The following is an 18,530-nucleotide window of genomic DNA, read 5'->3' as shown; positions in this document are numbered from 1 at the left end:
GCCCTCTCTTTCACTCCGCTGTCGGAACGTGCCGGTAGCGTCGCGTTCGCTCGCCGTCGAACATCGGCCCCGGTCCGACCTCGTCGAAGCCGGCCCGGACGACGACGTCGTGGAGCGGTTCGTCGGTGTCCAGTAACACCACCTCGACGGGTAGCGATTCGCGCTCCGCGAACGAACACGGCGCACCCAGCAGTTCTTCGACGGCGTCGGGATCGCCGCCGAGGCGAGTGACGTGAACGGTGTCCCGCCACGTGTCGAACGCGAGAAAGCCGACGACTTCCGAGTCCATCTCGGCGACCTGCACCGTTCGGTCCCTGATGAGACGGTCGGCGTCCACGTCGTCGTCGGTGAGGGTCACGAGCACGTCGGCGTCCTCGTCCACCGCATCTCGGACGCGCATAGCTACTCGTTCGTACCCGACTACCTTAATCCGGACGGTGGATAGCCGTCTCGAACGCGGGTCGTCCCGTCGCCGGCGACTGTTTCGGTGATGCAAGCAGTTATCTACCGGGCAGTGCCTACGCCCGACAATGAGTGCGTCTCGCGCGGTCGGTGAGCGGCGATGCGCGTAATCGCGAAGTTCGGCGGCACCAGTCTCGGCAGCGGCGAGCGCGTCGAGCGCGCCGCGGACTCCGTCGCCGACGCCGTCGCCGCCGGCCACGAGATAGCGGTCGTCGCGAGCGCGATGGGGGATGCCACCGACGAACTGCTAGAGGAGATCACGTTCGACGCCGAGGAGGCCGACCGCGCGGAGATCGTCTCGATGGGCGAGCGTACCGCGGTGCGGATGCTGAAGGCCGCGCTCGCCGCGCGCGGCGTGAACGCCGAGTACGTCGAACCCGGCCACCCCGACTGGCCGGTCGTGACCGACGGCCACGGCGACGTGGACGCCGAGGCGACGCGCCGACGGACCGAAGAACTCGCCGAGGAACTCGACGCCACCGTCCCCGTCATCACGGGGTTTCTCGCCGAGGGCCCCGAGGGTGGCGTGACGACGCTCGGGCGCGGCGGCTCGGACACCACGGCGGTGATGCTCGGGCGGTACGCGGACGCCGACGAAGTGGTCATTGTCACGGACGTGGAGGGGGTTATGACCGGCGACCCGCACGTCGTCGAGGGCGCGCGGAACGTCGGCGAGATCACGGTCGACGAACTCCGGAATCTCTCCTTCCGCGGCGCGGAGGTGCTCGCGCCCTCGGCGCTCTCGTTCAAGGACGACGACCTCGCGGTCCGCGTCATCCACTACCAGCACGGCGACCTGCTCTCGGGCGGCACCCACGTCGAGGGCACCTTCGAGAACATGATCGACATGCGCGAGGACCCGCTGGCCTGTCTCACCGTCGCTGGGCGCGCGATACGGAACCAGTCCGGCATCATGTCGACGCTGTCGACGGCGCTCGCCGAGAGCGACATCAACGTCGACGCGGTGGCCTCGGGGATGGACTCGATGACGTTCTACGTGGACGAATCCATCGCGGAGCGCGCGGAGAACGTCCTCCACCGCGAGGTCGTCGGCGACGACGAACTCTCCTCGGTGACGGTCACCGACAACATCGCCGTGGTGCGCGTGCTCGGCGGCGAGTTCCCGAACCGCCCGGGCGTGCTCCGCCGAATCGTCGACCCGCTCGCGGACGCCGCCATCAACGTCATCGACGTCGTCTCCAGTGCCACCTCGGTCGCGGTGTTCGTGGACTGGGCGGACCGCGAGGAGACCCTCGACATCGTCCAGCGCCACTTCGACTCGTAATCCCACCCGGCGCTCCAGCCCCGTTCTACTCCGCGCGAAACGTTCCACTCGAAGTACACGTCGGACGCACTCGGCATCACCAGTACAGGTCTGTACACTGGAGAACGACGTTCTGACGCGGGGAACTATGTCCATCCAACCCCCTCCGTTTCCTGTGCGCTCCTACAAGGCGACGATGGTCGACCCCGTCACGCTCCTCCCGCGCGACGAGCGCGAGGCCGCTCTCGAAGCGGCGGGCTACAACGTCTTCAACCTCGACAGCGAGGACGTCTTCGTCGACCTCCTCACGGACTCGGGCACCGGCACGATGAGCAACCAGCAGTGGGCCGCGCTGTTCCGCGGCGACGAAGCCTACGCCGGCAGCGACGGCTTCCGCGAACTCGAAACCGCGGTCGAAGACGTCATGGGCTTCGACCGCATCGTCCCCGCCCACCAGGGTCGCGGCGCCGAGAACGTCATCTACGGCGCGCTCGTCGAGGAAGGCGACACCGTCCTCAACAACGCGCACTTCGACACGACGCGCGCCCACGTCGCCGCGAACGGCGGCGACCCCGTGGACTGTCCGGTCGATGGCGCGACCGACATGCACGCCGACGACCCGTTCAAAGGCAACTTCTCGGTCGAGACGGCCCGCGCGGTCGTCGACGACGTCGGCGCCGACAACGTCCCCGTGGTCGTGCTCACTATCACGAACAACACGATGGCGGGCCAGCCGGTGAGCGTCGAGAACACCCGCGAGGTCGCCGACTTCGCCGACAGCATCGACGCGACGCTCGTCGTCGACGCCTGCCGGTTCGCGGAGAACGCCCACTTCGTCCAGCAGCGCGAGACTGAATTCGCGGACGCCTCGGTCGCGGACATCGCCCGCGAGCAACTCTCGTACGCCGACGCGTGCGTGATGAGCGGAAAGAAAGACGGTCTCGTCAACATCGGCGGGTTCGTCGGCGTCGCCGACGGCCAGGACGAGCTCTTCGAAGCGTGCCGCCAGCGCGGCATCCTCTTCGAGGGCTTTTCCACGTACGGCGGTATGGCGGGTCGCGACCTCGCGGCGTTCGCCGAAGGACTCCGGGAAGCCGTCGAACCGCCATACGTCGCCGAACGCGTCGCTCAGGTCGAATCGCTCTGCGAGCAACTCGCCGACCGCGACGTTCCCGTTTACCAGCCAGCGGGCGGCCACGCCGTCTACATCGACGCTAACGAAGCCCTCCCCCACATCCCCCGCGAGGAGTTCCCCGGACAGGCGTTCGTCTGCGAACTCTACCGCGAAGGCGGCGTCCGCGGCGTCGAGTTGGGTCGCTTCGCGTTCCCCGAAACGGAGCGCGCGGACCTCGTCCGTCTCGCGCTTCCGCGGCGCACCTACGGCCCCGACCACGTCGAACACGTCGCGGACACCGCCGAAGCTGTCTGCGAGCGCGCCGACGAGATTCCGGGTCTGGAAATCGTCTCCAACTCCTCGATGCCGGAACTCCGGCACTTCTCGGCTGAACTCCGACCACTAGACTGAGTGAGCGCTGTCTCTTCTGATTTCGACGCTACCTGAAAGCCCTCGGCGCTCTCGCGCCCGCTCCGCGACATATCCGCAAATTGCGGATAGGGGTCGCGGAGGCGCGCAAGGCCTCCGGCCGCGAGTGGGAGGTCGGCTGCGCCGACCTCCACATAACGTGACGTTCACAAATCGCCATGGCGATTTGTGCAGCCCATCAGAACGCGAAGCGTTCTGAGGACGGCTTCGCCGTCACGCGCCCCTCGCCCTTTCAATCCTCCAGGCTACCGGCTGTGTGGTCGGGTGACTAGCACACTGGAAAACGAGCCTGTTATCGCCCTTCCGCAAGCCGGTCGGCCGTCCCCGACGGCAGCCCTGCCTTCCGAACCCCCTCCTGAACCCGCTCGACGTCGTACTCGACCCGGTGCTCTTCGACTTCGAGCGCGTCCAGGTCGAGGACGGCGTACGCCGCCCGGGGGTCGCGGTCCCGCGGCTGGCCGACGCTTCCCGGGTTCATCACGACGCCGTCGTCGTACGTCTCGTGGTGCTGGACGTGCGTGTGCCCCAGAATCAGGACGTCCTCGTCACCGAGCAGGTGCGGGCCGAACTCCTCGGGGTACGTGTACTTGTCCTGGACCTCGGGGTGGTCGTGGACGAGTTTCACGCGGCCGTCCGCCAGCGTTCGCTCCCGAGGGAGGTTCTCCACCCACGTCCGCTGTACGTCGTTCAGCTCCTCGACGGCGTGTTTCACGCCCGCTTCCGCCATCGAGTTCCCGCGGAAGTTCCGGCCGGTCGCCACCATCCGGTCGTGGTTCCCCATCACCGTCGGCACGTCCCGTTCCCGGACCGCGTCCACGCACTCCGCGGGCCACGGGTTGTAGCCGACGACGTCGCCCGCGCAGACCAGACGGTCCACGTCCGGCATATCCTCGAGCACGGCCTCCAGCGCGACCAGATTCGAGTGGATGTCCGAGATGACGCCGACCTTCATGGCTGCTTCTGGGTCGCGCTCGCCCTTAGTCCTCGGGTCCGTCACCGGTACCGTCCTCCCGGCGACGCCGAGCGTACCGCCAGCCGACACCGAGCGCGACGAGCACCAGGCCGCCGAGCAACACGGCGAGCACGGGCGACGCCGCGAGCGGGGCCGTCAGCCAGTCGGGCAGCGCGACCCAGACGAACGAGTACACCGACCGCTGTCTCCCGTAGTAGACGACCGCCCCGACGCCGAGCGCGAACAACAGACTGCCGACCGCGGAGTACGCCGCGAACGTCGCGCGGTTCATCCGCGCGAACCCGGCCGGAATCGAGATCACCGACCGGAGGACGGGGAGCAGGCGGCCCCAGAGCACGGCGGTCTCGCCCCACCGCTGGAACCACCGCCGGCTCCGCTCGATGTCGGTCTGGGAGACGCGAACGTACGCCCCGTACCGGTCGGCCGCCCGCACGCCGGCCGTCCCGAAGACAACGTACGCGAAGAGGCTCCCGGCCGTCGCGCCGCCCGCGGCGACGAGCGCGAACGCGACGAGCGTGACCGGGCCGTGAACCAGTAACCCCGCGGCAACCGGGAGGACGAGTTCACTGGGGAGCAACGGGAACACCATCGACGTCTCCAGGAACGCGAAGACGAACAGCGCGAGGTAGCCGTATCGCGTAAGAAACTCGACTGCTGCCTGGGTTAATCCACCGAGCACGCGTCTGGGTGGTCTACGGACTGCTCGGCGAACCGTCTTGTGTTCACTCTCCGTCGTTCACGATGGCCGTCTCGTAGCCACCGTCCTCGCGCACCACACCGACCGCACAGACCACGTGCTCGAACGCCGCGCTGTACGCCTCCCGCGCGGCCGCGCTCGCGGTCACTGCGCCGTCCCCGCCGTCCGTCGCATCGAACCCGATGGGTTCGGGGCTGTCTTTCTCGTAGGTCGCGACGAGCGTCGGCTCGTCGACGGCCTCGACGAGCAGCGCGTCCTTCCGGACGGTGCCGACGAACGAACTGTCGTTAGGCCCGAGCACGCCCGCGATGCGGGGCGTGTCGTAGTCGTCCTTCTCGTAGTCGAGCGCGAGCAGGCTCTCGGCGAGCGCGTCCCGCGCCGGATACCCCAGTTCGAGTTTCTCGGCGATCGGGTCGACGTGCGAGCCGTTTCCGACGACGGCGTGGCCCGCCGCCTCGCGGTAGCAGTTGTACGACACGTAGGGGTTCTCGGTCTCTGGCGCGTCCGGCGTCGGCGCGACCGTCAGCGCGTCCTCGCGCTCCACCACGCGGCGATTCGGGAACGACCGCGAGGACACCCGGTAGGCGGCGACGTCCGGACCGACGACGACGAACCGTCCGACGTACATGCGAAAACATGCATTCCACGACGGCAAATAGGCGTCGGTGTGTGCACGTTCGGGGGCCACCGCTAGAGTGCCGTGAACCCCGTTCACCGCGGTTCGCAACACTCATAAGCCCGCCTGCACTCCATTTGGGTGCAGGCAGTTCCGTGGGGTAGTGGCCAATCCTGTTGCCTTCTGGGGGCAACGACGGAAGTTCGAATCTTCCCGGAACTATTCTCCGACCCGTCACGCGCGGAGCGAATCGTCTGAATTCGAACCCGGGGAGACGCCAGTCTGGCTCCGGTTCGAATCCAGTAGACTGCTGCTTCGACGTCACACGTCCAGTGCCGCCTGTCGCGTTCACTCGCGGCGCGAATCGTACTCGTAGCCGACGCGTTCGCGCGGGCCGCGCGTCCGGAGCTGTCGCGCCAGTTCCGTGAGGTCTGCCGCCTCACTGAACGCGAAGATGCCGTCCACGAACGGCTGTGCCGCCGCCATGCCGCGAGCCGCCGGCTCGTAGGCGGGCGACGCCGCGAGCGGGTTCAGCCAGCGGACACTCGCCGCGCGCTGCGCGATGCCCGAGAGTGCTCGCTCCAGTTCCGCGACGTCCCCGGTTTCGAGGCCGTCGCTCACGACGAACACGTCAGTGCGGTGGTCGACGGCGTCCGGCGGCAGTTGCGCGAGCGACGCGCCGATGCGGGTGCCGCCACCCCACTCCGCTTCCGCACGCTCCAGCGCGTCGAGGGCCGCGGTCTGCGAGGGCGCGTCGAACGCGTTGGAGACGTCCCGCAACTCCTCGTCGAAGAAGTAGACGCTGGCGTCCCGCCAGTCCGCGCGAGCGCGCCGCAAGAATCCCAGCAGGAAGGAGCGGTCGACGGTGTCGAGGACGGACTGGCTCACGTCCACGAGCAGGAGTGCGCGCACCGCGGGCCGCGTGCGCTCGCGCTGGGGCATCGAGACCACGATACCGCCCGTGCCGAAACTCGAGCGGAGCGCGCGCCGGGCGTCCGCTCGCTCGTCGCCGCCCGCCGTCCACCGCCGCCCTCGCAGTCCAGCGAGCGCGTCGGTGAGGTCCGCGAACGCGCGCTCGAACTCCTGGTCCGGGGTCGTCGTCGCGGCGGCCACCGGGGTCGGGGTTCCCGTCGGACTTCGCTTCGTGGCCACGTGTTCGCCGACGTGCTCGCCCGCGTTCTTGCTGACGACGCCGCCCAGCGACGACGACGCGGCGGCTCCGCGCTGGTCGTCGCTGTCGCCGTCCGTCTCGCGCCCACTGGACTCCTCGACCCGCTCGTCTGCTGGCGCGCCGCCGAGGGGCGCGAACCCGCCGTCGGGGTCGTCCTCGCGCCGTTCGGCGGATCCCTCGGGTGTCACGCCGGCGGTGAGCCGGCGCCAGAACTCCCCGAACAGGCGGTCGAACGTGTCGAGGTCCTCGCGCTCCGTGACGAGGCACGCCCGGAGCGCGACGTTCGCGCGGCTCTCGTCGTCGAAGCCGACCTCCACGAGCGCGCGGGCCGCCGTCGTCTGCGCGTTCGCAGGAACGCCGACTCCGGCGCGCCGGAGCGCTCGCGTGAACCGCACGAGTTCGTCGCGGACGTGGTCGCGCGCCACCTCGAAGTCGGGGACGTCGCTCATCTCGCCGCGTCCGTACTCGCCCGTGCTTCGCTCGCCGCGTCGAGCAGATCCGCGAGCAGGTCGTCGTCCACGCGCTCGACGTCCTCGACCTCCTTCAACAGGCAGCCCAGGGTCTGCTCGACCTCCGCGCTCGACAGCGATTCGTCTCCGTTCGTTCGTAACGCTGCGACCGCGCGCGCCCAGTCGATGGTTTCGGCGGCGCCCGGCGGTTTCCGCAGCGGTTCCTCGCGCAGGCGGCCCGCGGCGGCACACAGTTCCGCGGCGACCGCGCCGTCGAGTTCCGGGACCTTCCGCGCGAGGATGGCTCGCTCCTTCTCGAAGGACGGCGGCGAGACGTGGAGGTAGAGACACCGGCGCTTCAGCGCGTCGCTCAACCCCCGGGTCCGGTTCGACGTGACGACGACGACCGGCGGCGTCTCCGCGCGCACCGTCCCGAGTTCCGGGACGGACACCTGGAAGTCGCTCAGCACCTCCAGCAGCAGCGCCTCGAACTCCTCGTCCGCGCGGTCCACCTCGTCGATGAGCAACACCGGTGGGGTTTCTCCGTCGTTCCGCAACGCCCGCAGGAGCGGTCGCTCCAGTAGGTACTCCTCCGTAAACACGGATTCACCTCGCTCGCCGTCTTCCGCGCCGGCGTCGCTGCCGTCGCTACCGTCTCCATTGCCGTCGCTACCGCTTCCACCGCCGTCGCTACCGCCTCCGCTACTGTGCCGATTCCCGCGCTGCACCGCGAGCAACTGTTTCGTGTAGTTCCACTCGTACAGCGCGCTCTCCGCGGTCAACCCCTCGTAACACTGCAGGCGCACGAGGTCGGTGTCGAAGCCGGCGGCAAGCACCTTCGCCAGTTCGGTCTTCCCCGCGCCCGGTTCGCCCTCGACGAGCAGCGGCTTCCCGAGGCGGAGCGCGAGCAACACGGTGGTCACGACGTCGTCGTCCGCGACGTAGTCCTCGGCGTCGAACGCTGCCCGCACGTCGGACTCGGTCGCGTCCGCGAACGCCGTCGTCCGTCGGTCTGTCATGCTGTCTGGATGGGATTCGTTGGGGCCGAGCGAGTATATGGTCGTTGCTCACACACCACGCGAGAGCGCGGCGCGGGAATCGGCTGGCGAGACGGTCAGTCCGCGGCAGCGGGCGCGGACGCCTCCTCCATCGCCGTCGTCAGCGCGCGCTCCGTGTACACCTCCAGGAGGTGGGCGCGGAACTCCCCTGAGGCCTGCAGGTCGTCCATCGTCATCGCCTCGTCGATGTCGTCGGTGGCGCGGGACGCCGCACGCCCGATGGTGTCTTCGTCGAGCGTCTCGCCGTCGAGTGCGTCCGCGACGCTATCGAGTCGCACGCCGTGGTCGAGGACGCCGTTCGCGGCGACGCTCGCGGATTCGACGGTGCCGCCGTCGACGTCCAGGAGCGCGGCGACGCCGACCATCGCGTACCCCGAGGACGGACTCGCCTTCTTCGCGTACGCGCCCACCGAACCCGCCGCCGAGGGCACCTCGACCCGAGTCAGCAACTCGCCGGGCGCGAGGTCAGTGGCGTACATCCCGTAGAAGAACTCCTCGGCAGGAATCTTGCGCTCGCCGTCTGTCCCTTGCACGACGACTGTCGCGTCCGACGCGAGCGCCGCGCCCGGCAGGTCCGAGGCGGGGTCGGCGTGCGCGAGATTGCCCCCAACTGTGCCGCGATTTCGCACCTGCGCGTCCCCGACCTCTCGGGTGGCCGCGGCGAGCGCCGGCGCGTGCTCCCACGACTCGTCGGCGTCGAGGAAGTCGCTGTACGCCGTCATCGCGCCGACGGACAGTACGTCGCCGTCCGTGCGCACGCCGTGGAGTTCGTCCACGCCGCCGAGGTCCACGAGCACGTCGGGACTCGACAGGCCGGTCTTCATCGCCGGCAGCAGACTGTGCCCGCCAGCGAGCAGTTCGACCTCCTCGCCCGCGTGCTCGTCGAGCAGTTCAACCGCCTCGTCGACGGAGTCGGCCTCGTAGTAGTCGAACTCGTCCGGGAACATCAGTTCTCACCTCCACTGTCCGCGGCCGCATCACGGCCGTCCCGCGGCTCGCCTGCATCACCGCTGTTAGACGCGTTGCCGCTTCCGTCCGCGGTCGCCTGCGCGTTCGCCGCCTCCCAGACGCGCTCGGCGGTCATCGGCATCTCGACGCCCTCGACGCCGAACGGTTCGAGCGCGTCAGCGACGGCGTTCACGACCGCCTGCGGCGCGGCGATAGTGCCGGCTTCCCCGACCCCCTTCACGCCGAGGGGGTTGTGGGGGCTCGGCGTCACGGTCGAATCGGTCTCCATCTCCGGGATGTGCTCGGCCTTCGGCACCGCGTAGTCCTGCATCGACCCGGTGACGAGGCTGCCGTTGTCGTCGTACTCCGCGCCCTCGTACAGCGCCTGCCCGATGCCCTGCGCGACGCCGCCGTGAATCTGGCCCTCCACGATTTTGGGGTTGATCTGGTTGCCGACGTCGTCCACCGCGACGTACTGCTCGAACTCGATTTCGCCCGAGTCCGGGTCGACCTCGACGATTGCGACGTGCGTGCCGAACGGGAACACGAAGTTGTCCGGGTCGTAGAACGACGTCGCCTCGAGTCCGGGTTCCATCCCCTCGGGCGTGTCGTGGCCGAGGTACGCCTCCTGTGCGATCGTCTGGATGCCGATGTTGCGGTCGGGCGCGCCCGACACCCTGAACTTCCCGTCCTCGAACTCGACGTCCTCGGGGTCGGCCTCGAGCTGGTGGGCGGCGATCTCTTTGGCCTTGTCGACGACCTTCTCGGCGCTCTTCACGAGCGAACTGCCGCCGACCGCCGCGCTCCGCGACCCGTAGGTGCCCATCCCGTGGGGAATCTCGTCGGTGTCGCCCTCCACGACCTCCACGTCGTCGTAGGGGATGCCGAGTTCGTTCGCGACGATCTGGGCGTACGTCGTGCCGTGGCCCTGCCCGTGGCCGGAGGTGCCACAGAACGCGGTCACTGTGCCCGACGGGTGGAAGCGCACGACGCTCGACTCCCAGAGACCCGCCTGCGCGCCGAGTTGACCCGCCAACTCGGAGGGCGCGAGCCCGCAGGCCTCGATATAACACGAGAACCCGATGCCGAGGTAGCGCCCCTCCTCGCGGGCCTGCTCCTGGCGCTCCCGGAAGCTATCGTAGTCCACCATGTCGAGGGCCGTCTCCATGGGTTTCTCGTAGTCGCCGCTGTCGTAGACGACCGCGACCTGCGTCTCGTACGGGAACTGGTCGGGTTCGACGAAGTTCCGGCGCCGGAACTCCACGGGATCCATCCCCAGTTCCTTCGCGCCGAGACGCATCAGCCGTTCCACGAGGAACGACGCCTCCGGGCGGCCGGCGCCCCGGTATGCGTCCACCGGCGGCACGTTCGTGAACGCGCCGTCCACCGAGCAGTGGATGGCCGGGATGTCGTACTGTCCGGACAGCAGCGTTCCGTAGAGGTATGTGGGGACGGCGGGGGCGAACGTCGAGAGATACGCGCCGAGGTTCGCCTTCGTGTCCACGCGCAGTCCCTCGATGTCGCCGTCGTCGCTCACCGCGAGTTCCGCGTGCGTCTCGTGGCCGCGGCCCTGCGCGTCCGTGAGATACGTCTCCGAGCGCGTCGCCGTCCACTTCACGGGCCGTTCGAGGTGCTTCGACGCCCACGCCACGAGCGCTTCGTCGGCGTAGTGGTGGATCTTGCTCCCGAACCCGCCGCCGACCTCGGGCGCCTTGATGCGGAGTTTGTGCTCCGGGTGGCCGATGACACCCGACATGAGGAGCCGGTGAACGTGGGGGTTCTGGGTCGTCATGAACACGTCCAGTTCGTCCGTGCCGGGGCTGTAATCCGCGACCGCTGCTCGCGGCTCCATCGCGTTCGGGATGAGCAACTGGTTCTCTAGGTCGATCTCGACGGTGTTCGCGGCGCTCTCGAACGCATCGTCGGTCTTCGACTCGTCGCCGATCTCCCAGTCGAACGCGACGTTCCGGTCGGCGTCGCCGTGGAGTTCCGCCGCACCGCTGGCGAGTGCGTCGCCCGGCGTGGTCACCGCGTCCCTGCGCTCGTAATCCACGTCGATGCCGTCGAGCGCGTCGTGCGCGAGGTAGCGCTCCTCTGCAACGACGGCGGCGATGGCCTCGCCCTGATAGCGCACGCGGCCGTCCGCAAGGATGGGGTGGTCGACGGCGTTCAGACTCGGGAGCAGCCACGCGGTCGGCACCAGGAACGGGAGTTCGCCGGGCGTGTCCTCGCGAGCCAGGTCGTCGTGCGTGTAGACGCCGAGCACGCCCTCCATCTCCTCGGCCTCGCTGGTGTCCACGTCCTCGATGTCCGCGTGGGCGTACTGGCTCCGCAGTATCGCCATGTGCGCGGTGTTCGGGAGCTGAATGTCGTCTGTGTACTCCGCGTCGCCCGTGACCAGCGCGGGGTCCTCGCGGCGCTCGATGGCCGAGCCCAGGATGTCCGCCGCGTCGACGTCGTCCGGGTCGACGGAGTCGACGGTCATTCGCCCTCACCTCCCATGGGTTCGCCGCCATCGGTCTCTGCCCCGCCGTCGGACGAGTGGTCCGACGAGGGTCGCGCTCCGGTGGAGCACTCCCCGCCGTCGGCCGCCCGCTTGCGACCGCCGGCCGCCTCGCCAGCCGACCCCTCGCCCATCTCGTTCGCGGCGTTCTCCACCGCGTTGACGATGTTCTGGTAGCCCGTGCACCGGCAGAGGTTCCCCTCGATTCCCTCGCGGATCTCCTCCCGCGAGGGGTCCGGGTTCTCTTCCAGCAGGTCGACGGCGCTCAACATCATGCCGGGTGTGCAGTAGCCACACTGGAGGCCGTGTTCCTCCTGGAACCCGGTCTGTACGGGGTGGAACTCGCCGCCCTCCGCGAGGCTCTCGACGGTCTGTATCTCCGCGCCGTCGGCCTGCACCGCGAGCGCCGTGCAGGACTTCACCGCGTCGCCGTCCATCCGCACCGTGCACGCGCCGCAGATGCTGCTCTCGCAGCCGACGTTCGTGCCCGTGTAGCCGAGTTCGTCGCGCAGCGCGTGGACGAGGAGTGTTCGCGCATCGACCTCGAGGTCGTGGTCTGTACCGTTCACTGTGAGTGTGATGTCGTGTTCTGTCATCTGTCGTCCCCTCCCCTCGACCGACCGAGGATTCGGTCCACGAGGCTCGGTTCGTCGCTCCCACCACCCGATTCGTCCACCGACTCGCGAGTCGGCTCCGTCGCTGACTCGTCTCCTGTCTCCGCCGCCGTCTCGTCTCCTGTCTCCGCCGCCCCCTCCGACGACTCGTCCGCTGTGTCTGCCGCATTCGCTGTCTCCGTCGCCATCGAGAGGTCACGCAACTGCTCTTGCACCGACGAGAAGAACCGCTTGACGACCTGGTTCGCCACCGGGTTGACGACGCGCTGCCCCATCTGGGCGACGCGGCCGAACACGTCGGCCTGGGTCTCCCATTCGACTGCGACGCCGTCGTCGGCTTCGGAGAGCACCATCGACGACGACATCTCGAAGGAACTGTCGCCCGAAGAGCCCTCCCCGGAGGCCGACATCTCGGGTTTCTCCCGGTGGTCGATGGTCACTACTGTCTCGAACGTCGGGTTCACCGGGCCGACGCTGATCTGGACGAGGGCCGCGTACCGCTCGCCCTCCTCGAAGGCGCGCTCGGCGATGACGTCGGGGTCGGCAGTCGGTTCCACGTCTCGGTCGGCGTACTGCTCTCTGAGCGCGTCGAAGTCGACGTCCTCGTCGTCGACCTGCACCAGAAACTCACAGCCGGGGAGCGATTCCTCGACGAGCACCGGGTCCGAGAGCGCGAGCCACACTTCCTCGGTGGTCGTGTCCTCGAGTTCGAACGTGCCGTTGAATTCCATCTTTCATACACGCTCCTTGGCGGATGTGAACATCCTCCACATTATGGTCTGTTAACAATCCTAAAAAGTCTTTGTGAGGATACGCATCTTCCCGGGATACGAAACCGAATCAGGGTTCGAAACACGGATGACGTAACTATTCTCCGTCAACGCTGAAGGGGGCCGTCGGCGCGACCACACTGCTCCACGCGTCCACTGTTCGAGTCGAAACCCTCTACCACCCTCGTTCCTCACTATCGTTCTATGCAGACCCGTCCGTCGCGCCCACGCGTCCTCTGTGCCGGCAGTGGTTCGCTGGCACGAGCGCTCACAGACGCGTTCGCGGAGTTCGACTGCGACGCCGACCACGCCACGGAGGCGGCGAGCGCGCGCGACGCCCTCGGAGCCGAGTTCGACCTCGTCGTCGCGACGCCCTCGCTTCACGACCCCGCCTCGTTCGTCGGACGCGCGGCCGCCGATAGCACCGTCGTCGTGTACGACGCTGGGGGCGATGGCGCGCTCGCCAGCCGCGTGCTCGACGCCGGCGCGACGGACTACGTCACCGTGGCGGATTTCGGTGGGGAGACCGGCACACCGGACGTCGAGCGAGCGCTCGCTGCACTCGAGACGCGAGCACTCGACCACGGCGAACCCGCGAGCCAGGCAGACACTCCAGACACTCGCTCGCGGGCGCAGTGGTTCGACGCCATCTTCCGCGACGACGAGACGTACGCGTGGGTGCTGGACAGCGACGGGCGGGTCACCCGGCGGAACGACGCCGCGTCGCGGCTCTCCGGAGCGGACCACCGCCACGCGCCGCTCGCCGCGCTCCCGCACTGGGCCGACGGCGACGCAGAAGCAGTCGGCGAACTCGTCGACCGCGCGCTCGCCGGGGAGTCCGCGAGCGCGGAAGTGACTGCCGTCAGGCCCGACGACGAGGACGTGACGCTCTCGCTGTCCCTGCGCCCCGTCGAGGACGCTGCCGGGGGCCCGGCGGGGGCCGTCGCGCAGGCCGCCGACATCACCGAGCGGGTCCGCCTCGAGGAGGAACTCCGGGCGTCCGAGGAACTCCACCGGGTCACGCTGAACAACATGACGGACACGGTGTTGATGACCGACGAGGACGGCGAGTTCACGTACGTCTGCCCGAACGTCCACTTCATCTTCGGCTACGACGCCGCCCAGATACACGAGATGGACGGCGTCGAGGAACTGCTCGGCGAGAATCTCTACGACCCCGACAGACTCGACGAGGAGGGCGTGCTCACGAACATCGAGTGTCGTGCGACCGACGAGGCCGGCGAGGAACACGTCCTCCTCATCAACGTCCGCGAGGTGTCCATCCAGGACGGCACCGTCCTCTACAGCTGTCGGGACGTCACGAAGCGGAAACGCCGCGAGGAGGCGCTGACCGCCCTCCAGGGGACCGCTCGTGACCTGTTGTACGCGGAGTCGGTCGGCGAGGTCGCACACGTCGTTGCGGGTGACGCGCAGGACATCCTCGGCGCCGACGCCACGGCGGTGTACGAGTTCGACGAGGAGACGAACGCGCTCGACCCGGTTGCCGCCGAACCCGACCGGTTGCGCGGCGAGCGCGTCGTTCGACCCGTCGGAGCGACCGCCGACAACCCCGTCAGACGGGCGTTCATCGACTCCACGACTCGGCACGTCACCGGCCCGGACGCGGTAGCCGACGCGCTCGCGCCGACGACGTCGCTGGCGGCGCTCGCGGCCGTGCCCCTCGGGTCGCACGGCGTCTTCCTGGCGGGGTTCGAGGACGCCTCGGGCAATCGGACGCGGTCCGATGACGGAGAGGGACGGAGTCCCTCAGGCAATCGGACGTGGTCCGATGACGCCGACGCGTTCGACGAGGTGACCGAGGAACTCGTGGACGTCGTGGCGTCGACCGCGGAGGCGGCCCTCGACCGCCTCGAACGGGAGGCCACGCTCCACTCGAAGGAGCGGGAACTCCACGCGCAGAACGAGCGCCTGACCCAGGCCAACCGGGCGAACGCCATCATCCGCGAGATCGGGCAGGCGCTCGTTCGCGCGGAGACGCGCTCGGAGATCGAGGCCGCGGTCTGTGAGCGTCTCACCGCGGACGACCGGTTCGCGTTCGCGTGGGTCGGCAGTCGACCGCCGAAGGGTGAGGTCGTGGAACCGCGAGCGTGGGCGGGTGACGGGGACGGCTACCTCGACGAGGTGTCGTTCGGCGTCGATGCGTCCAGAACGGATCCCGCCGGCGTCACCGCTGCGACCGGGGCGGCGACCACCGTCGAGCGCGTCCGCGACGGCTTCCGGAGCGTGCCGTGGCGCCGCGCGGCGTTCTCCCGGGGGTTCCAGTCGGCGGTCTCGGTCCCGCTCGCGTACGACGAGTTCGCGTACGGCGTGCTGACGGTGTACGCCACCCGCCCGAACGCCTTCGAGGGCGATGTCGCGTCCGTGCTGGCGGAACTCGGGGAGATGGTGGCGTCCGCGGTGAGCGCGACCGAGCGGAAGGCCGCGCTGCTTACGCAGTCGGGGACGCGCCTGCGGTTCGAGGTCGCCGACGGACAGTTCACCGCGGTCCGACTGGCGCGCGCGGCCGACTGCCGCGTCGTCTTCGAGGGCGGCATCGCCCGAACGGACGACGGGACCGACGTGTTCGTGACGGTGAGTGGTCGGCCGGCGACCGAGGTGGCCGCGGCGGTGCGCGAACTCGCGTTCGTCTCCCAGGCCACGGTGATGACCGAGCGGGCGGATGGTGGCGTGCTCCGGGTCGGTGTGACCGGGTCGCTGCTCGCCGTGCAGTTGGCGAACCACGGCGCGGTCGTCCAGCGAATCGTCGCCGACGCCTCGGACGCGACCGCCGTCGTCGACGTGCCCGGCGGCGTGGGCGTGCAACGAACCATCGGCGTGGTGCTCGACCGATTCGGGGACGCCGAACTGGTCGCGCGGACCGAGCACACGGACGGCACGCTCGCGGACCTCCGGTCGACGCTCTTGGAGCGACTCACCGACCGACAGGTGGAGGTGTTGCAGACGGCGTACTACAGCGGGTTCTTCGAGTCGCCTCGCGAGCGCACGGGGGAGGAGGTGGCGGAGACACTCGACATCTCGCCGGCGGCGTTCTACGAGCACAACCGCGCCGTGCAGCGGACGCTGTTCGGCGCGTTGTTCGGCGATGCCGAGACGTAACGGTTCACTATTCAACCCCGAGAGGGAGAACGGGTTTGGCTTTCAACGGCCACGCTCTTTCTGGTGAGGCCGCTACGACCGATAGCCACCGGACGGTGGCGGATTCGCTACAATGTGGGATGTCGAAGTCAACAGACGGGACGAATCTGACTACGAGTGTTTCGCGTGCGGGGAGATCGTGACCGACTCCTCCCACCCGGGCACGTGTCCGGAATGCGGAGGCAACGTGCGCAACCGATCGACGCCCCTCGAGTGACATGTCCGGACAGAGCACCACACCTGTCGACAGTCAGGACGAGGAGCCGGCGTCGGCGCTCGAGACCGCGCGACGACAACTCGACAACGCGGCGGCGCACGTCGACATCGACCCGAACATCGTCGAGCGCCTGAAACATCCTGCACAGGTCCACGAGGTGACCATCCCACTGGAGCGCGACGACGGCACGCTCGAGGCGTTCACCGGCTACCGGGCCCAACACGACAGCGTTCGCGGCCCGTACAAGGGCGGACTGCGATTCCACCCTGAGGTGTCCCGCGACGAGTGCGTCGGCCTCTCGATGTGGATGACCTGGAAGTGCGCCGTCATGGACCTCCCGTTCGGCGGCGCGAAGGGCGGCGTCGTCGCGAACCCGAAGGCGCTCAGCGACGACGAAGTCGAACGACTCACCCGCCGCTTCGCCCAGGAGATTCGGCCGGTCGTCGGGCCGACGAAGGATATTCCCGCCCCCGACATGGGAACGGACGCGCAGACGATGTCCTGGTTCATGGACGCGTACAGCATGCAGGAAGGCGAAACCGTTCCCGGCGTCGTCACCGGCAAGCCGCCGGTCGTCGGCGGCAGCCACGGCCGGGAGGAAGCGCCAGGCCGGAGCGTCGCGCTCGTCACCCGCGAGGTGTGTGACTACTACGGCCTCGGCCTCGACGGCACCACGATTGCCGTCCAGGGGTACGGAAGCGTCGGCGCGAACGCCGCCGAACTCCTCGACGAGTGGGGGGCGTCGGTCGTCGCCGTCAGCGACGTCAACGGCGCCGCCTACGACCCCGACGGCCTCGACATCGGCTCGATTCCCGCTCACTCCGAGCGCCCGGAAGCCGTCACCGAGGTTGCGGACAACGTCATCCCGAACGACGAACTCCTGGGCCTCGACGTCGACGTGCTGATTCCGGCGGCCGTCGGCAACGCCATCACGGCGGACAACGTCGACGACGTCGACGCCGACATCGTCGTCGAGGGCGCGAACGGCCCGACGACAGCCGTCGCCGACCGACGACTCGCCGAGCGCGACATCCCAGTCGTTCCCGACATCCTCGCGAACGCGGGCGGCGTCACCGTCTCGTACTTCGAGTGGCTTCAGGACATCAACCGACGGTCGTGGTCGCCCGAACGCGTCAACGAGGAACTCGAGACCGAGATGCTCGCCGCGTTCGACCGCGTCCAGGAGGAGGTCGACGCTCGCGATCTGTCGTGGCGCGAAGCCGCGTACGTCGTTGCGCTGTCGCGCGTCGCAGCGGCCCACGAGAAACGCGGCGTCTGGCCGTAGCACCGCTCGCTGACCGCCGGCCGCCGGCGTGGGTTGGAGCCCGTACTGCCGGTGGCCGGTTCTTTCCTCACCGCTACCCGGACCGAGAGCGACAGCACCGCCTCGGCCACATTACTTTCACTTTCACCACGCGGCAGGATTTGGTATATGGGTGAGACGCACGTGGTCGCGTCCAGGTGACCCTACGAATGACGACCACACTGACTGCGGTTCTGGCGGCCCAGCGGGGTGAGCGACGGTGTCCGTAGACCCGCGCGCGAACAGCGTCGCTAACGGCACGCGTAGCGTGCTCCGCGGGAACCCCGACGCCACCACTCGCCTCCCGTCACCCGCCGAGGAGTACGCGCTCCGGGACCTTCCGGCCGAACTGCGTCGGGTGTTCCGCCGGTTCCGCGAACACGGCGTCATCAAGCGCGTCGGCGACGCGGGCGGCGACCCGAACACGTACCGGACGGACGCCGGCGCGTACGAGGTCGCTCGCGACATCCGGCGCTCGCGGACCACCCTCCCCTGTGGCCACGGCGGCATGCAGAACCTCCGCGGCGACGACTACACCTGCGGCGACCCGAACTGCGACGCGCGCTACGACCGCGACACCATCGCGGACGTCGTGTTCCAGAAGTAACCTGTTTTCCGCCACCGTCCGCCGGTTGTCTGACGCACGCACGCCGACCGCGGGCGCCGTTTCGACTGGAGCGTTCGGGGACGGCACCGACCCGCACAGGACCACGGACGACCTTCCACCAGCCGAAACCAGGGGGTTGCGCCCGGGCGCAACCCCTCTGTTTCGACTGGAACGTGGTG

16 protein-coding genes are annotated in these 18,530 nt (G+C 68.9%); 6 read left to right on the top strand and 10 right to left on the bottom strand.

Features of this window, described 5'->3' with window-relative positions; genetic code table 11:
- Positions 1 to 10: 10 nt before the first annotated feature.
- Complete coding sequence (locus LT970_RS12370) at positions 11 to 400, bottom strand: GNAT family N-acetyltransferase (RefSeq protein ID WP_232686782.1); 390 nt, start codon at positions 398 to 400, stop codon at positions 11 to 13.
- 162 nt (positions 401 to 562) lie between these two features.
- Here LT970_RS12370 and LT970_RS12365 point away from each other — a divergent pair, with 162 nt between their 5' ends.
- Together LT970_RS12365 and LT970_RS12360 are read left to right on the top strand one after the other, a co-directional pair.
- Positions 563 to 1,747: an aspartate kinase gene (locus LT970_RS12365; RefSeq protein ID WP_232686781.1), complete on the top strand. Its 1,185-nt coding sequence runs from the start codon at positions 563 to 565 to the stop codon at positions 1,745 to 1,747.
- 127 nt (positions 1,748 to 1,874) lie between these two features.
- Complete coding sequence (locus LT970_RS12360) at positions 1,875 to 3,251, top strand: tryptophanase (RefSeq protein ID WP_432419601.1); 1,377 nt, start codon at positions 1,875 to 1,877, stop codon at positions 3,249 to 3,251.
- A gap of 310 nt (positions 3,252 to 3,561) precedes the next feature.
- On the opposite strand, the gene LT970_RS12355 is transcribed toward LT970_RS12360, so the two are convergent.
- The 9 genes from LT970_RS12355 to LT970_RS12315 all read right to left on the bottom strand — a co-directional run bounded on the left by LT970_RS12355 (position 3,562) and on the right by LT970_RS12315 (position 13,029).
- Complete coding sequence (locus tag LT970_RS12355) at positions 3,562 to 4,221, bottom strand: metallophosphoesterase family protein (protein ID WP_232688707.1); 660 nt, start codon at positions 4,219 to 4,221, stop codon at positions 3,562 to 3,564.
- 25 nt (positions 4,222 to 4,246) lie between these two features.
- The gene (locus LT970_RS12350; RefSeq protein ID WP_232686779.1) at positions 4,247 to 4,921 is read right to left on the bottom strand and encodes a DedA family protein; all 675 of its coding nucleotides are present in this window, start codon (positions 4,919 to 4,921) and stop codon (positions 4,247 to 4,249) included.
- 43 nt (positions 4,922 to 4,964) lie between these two features.
- Complete coding sequence (locus LT970_RS12345; RefSeq protein ID WP_232686778.1) at positions 4,965 to 5,567, bottom strand: IMP cyclohydrolase; 603 nt, start codon at positions 5,565 to 5,567, stop codon at positions 4,965 to 4,967.
- Positions 5,568 to 5,903: 336 nt separating this feature from the next.
- Positions 5,904 to 7,175 carry a VWA domain-containing protein gene (locus tag LT970_RS12340; protein ID WP_232686777.1) on the bottom strand — a complete coding sequence of 424 codons (1,272 nt, stop codon included), beginning with the start codon at positions 7,173 to 7,175 and terminating at the stop codon, positions 5,904 to 5,906.
- Positions 7,172 to 8,194 carry an AAA family ATPase gene (locus tag LT970_RS12335; RefSeq protein ID WP_232686776.1) on the bottom strand — a complete coding sequence of 341 codons (1,023 nt, stop codon included), beginning with the start codon at positions 8,192 to 8,194 and terminating at the stop codon, positions 7,172 to 7,174. The genes LT970_RS12340 and LT970_RS12335 overlap by 4 nt, the downstream gene beginning before the upstream one ends.
- Before the next feature lie 95 nt (positions 8,195 to 8,289).
- Entirely contained in the window at positions 8,290 to 9,180 is an 891-nt protein-coding gene (locus LT970_RS12330) for an FAD binding domain-containing protein (RefSeq protein WP_232686775.1), read from the bottom strand.
- Positions 9,180 to 11,666: a xanthine dehydrogenase family protein molybdopterin-binding subunit gene (locus tag LT970_RS12325; protein ID WP_232686774.1), complete on the bottom strand. Its 2,487-nt coding sequence runs from the start codon at positions 11,664 to 11,666 to the stop codon at positions 9,180 to 9,182. The genes LT970_RS12330 and LT970_RS12325 overlap by 1 nt, the downstream gene beginning before the upstream one ends.
- Positions 11,663 to 12,280, bottom strand: a complete 618-nt coding sequence (locus tag LT970_RS12320) for a (2Fe-2S)-binding protein (protein ID WP_232686773.1) — start codon at positions 12,278 to 12,280, stop codon at positions 11,663 to 11,665. Before LT970_RS12320 ends, LT970_RS12325 begins: the two co-directional genes overlap by 4 nt.
- Positions 12,277 to 13,029, bottom strand: coding sequence for an SRPBCC family protein (locus tag LT970_RS12315; protein ID WP_232686772.1), 753 nt, complete (start codon positions 13,027 to 13,029; stop codon positions 12,277 to 12,279). Before LT970_RS12315 ends, LT970_RS12320 begins: the two co-directional genes overlap by 4 nt.
- Before the next feature lie 243 nt (positions 13,030 to 13,272).
- Between LT970_RS12315 and LT970_RS12310 the strand changes: the two genes are divergently transcribed.
- From LT970_RS12310 to LT970_RS12295, 4 genes are all read left to right on the top strand, one after another.
- The gene (locus LT970_RS12310) at positions 13,273 to 16,185 is read left to right on the top strand and encodes a bacterio-opsin activator domain-containing protein (RefSeq protein WP_232686771.1); all 2,913 of its coding nucleotides are present in this window, start codon (positions 13,273 to 13,275) and stop codon (positions 16,183 to 16,185) included.
- Positions 16,186 to 16,297: 112 nt separating this feature from the next.
- Positions 16,298 to 16,441, top strand: a complete 144-nt coding sequence (locus LT970_RS12305; RefSeq protein WP_232686770.1) for a rubrerythrin-like domain-containing protein — start codon at positions 16,298 to 16,300, stop codon at positions 16,439 to 16,441.
- 1 nt (position 16,442) lies between these two features.
- The gene (gene gdhB, locus LT970_RS12300; protein ID WP_232686769.1) at positions 16,443 to 17,726 is read left to right on the top strand and encodes a glutamate dehydrogenase GdhB; all 1,284 of its coding nucleotides are present in this window, start codon (positions 16,443 to 16,445) and stop codon (positions 17,724 to 17,726) included.
- A 238-nt stretch (positions 17,727 to 17,964) separates the two neighbouring features.
- Positions 17,965 to 18,351 carry a hypothetical protein gene (locus tag LT970_RS12295; protein ID WP_232686768.1) on the top strand — a complete coding sequence of 129 codons (387 nt, stop codon included), beginning with the start codon at positions 17,965 to 17,967 and terminating at the stop codon, positions 18,349 to 18,351.
- The last annotated feature ends 179 nt before the right edge of the window (positions 18,352 to 18,530 follow it).

The organism is Halobacterium zhouii (genome assembly GCF_021249405.1).
In the GTDB taxonomy this organism is placed as follows: domain Archaea; phylum Halobacteriota; class Halobacteria; order Halobacteriales; family Halobacteriaceae; genus Halobacterium; species Halobacterium zhouii.
This window is presented reverse-complemented; position numbering and strand designations above follow the sequence as displayed.

Coding starts and splice junctions, on each gene's coding strand:
- LT970_RS12330 (WP_232686775.1), bottom strand. CDS start 9,180: ATGTTCCCGGACGAGTTCGACTACTACGAGGCCGACTCCGTCGACGAG.
- LT970_RS12310 (WP_232686771.1), top strand. CDS start 13,273: ATGCAGACCCGTCCGTCGCGCCCACGCGTCCTCTGTGCCGGCAGTGGT.
- LT970_RS12340 (WP_232686777.1), bottom strand. CDS start 7,175: ATGAGCGACGTCCCCGACTTCGAGGTGGCGCGCGACCACGTCCGCGAC.
- LT970_RS12325 (WP_232686774.1), bottom strand. CDS start 11,666: ATGACCGTCGACTCCGTCGACCCGGACGACGTCGACGCGGCGGACATC.
- gdhB (WP_232686769.1), top strand. CDS start 16,443: ATGTCCGGACAGAGCACCACACCTGTCGACAGTCAGGACGAGGAGCCG.
- LT970_RS12360 (WP_432419601.1), top strand. CDS start 1,875: ATGTCCATCCAACCCCCTCCGTTTCCTGTGCGCTCCTACAAGGCGACG.
- LT970_RS12365 (WP_232686781.1), top strand. CDS start 563: ATGCGCGTAATCGCGAAGTTCGGCGGCACCAGTCTCGGCAGCGGCGAG.
- LT970_RS12315 (WP_232686772.1), bottom strand. CDS start 13,029: ATGGAATTCAACGGCACGTTCGAACTCGAGGACACGACCACCGAGGAA.
- LT970_RS12345 (WP_232686778.1), bottom strand. CDS start 5,567: ATGTACGTCGGACGGTTCGTCGTCGTCGGTCCGGACGTCGCCGCCTAC.
- LT970_RS12355 (WP_232688707.1), bottom strand. CDS start 4,221: ATGAAGGTCGGCGTCATCTCGGACATCCACTCGAATCTGGTCGCGCTG.
- LT970_RS12320 (WP_232686773.1), bottom strand. CDS start 12,280: ATGACAGAACACGACATCACACTCACAGTGAACGGTACAGACCACGAC.
- LT970_RS12305 (WP_232686770.1), top strand. CDS start 16,298: ATGTGGGATGTCGAAGTCAACAGACGGGACGAATCTGACTACGAGTGT.
- LT970_RS12335 (WP_232686776.1), bottom strand. CDS start 8,194: ATGACAGACCGACGGACGACGGCGTTCGCGGACGCGACCGAGTCCGAC.
- LT970_RS12370 (WP_232686782.1), bottom strand. CDS start 400: ATGCGCGTCCGAGATGCGGTGGACGAGGACGCCGACGTGCTCGTGACC.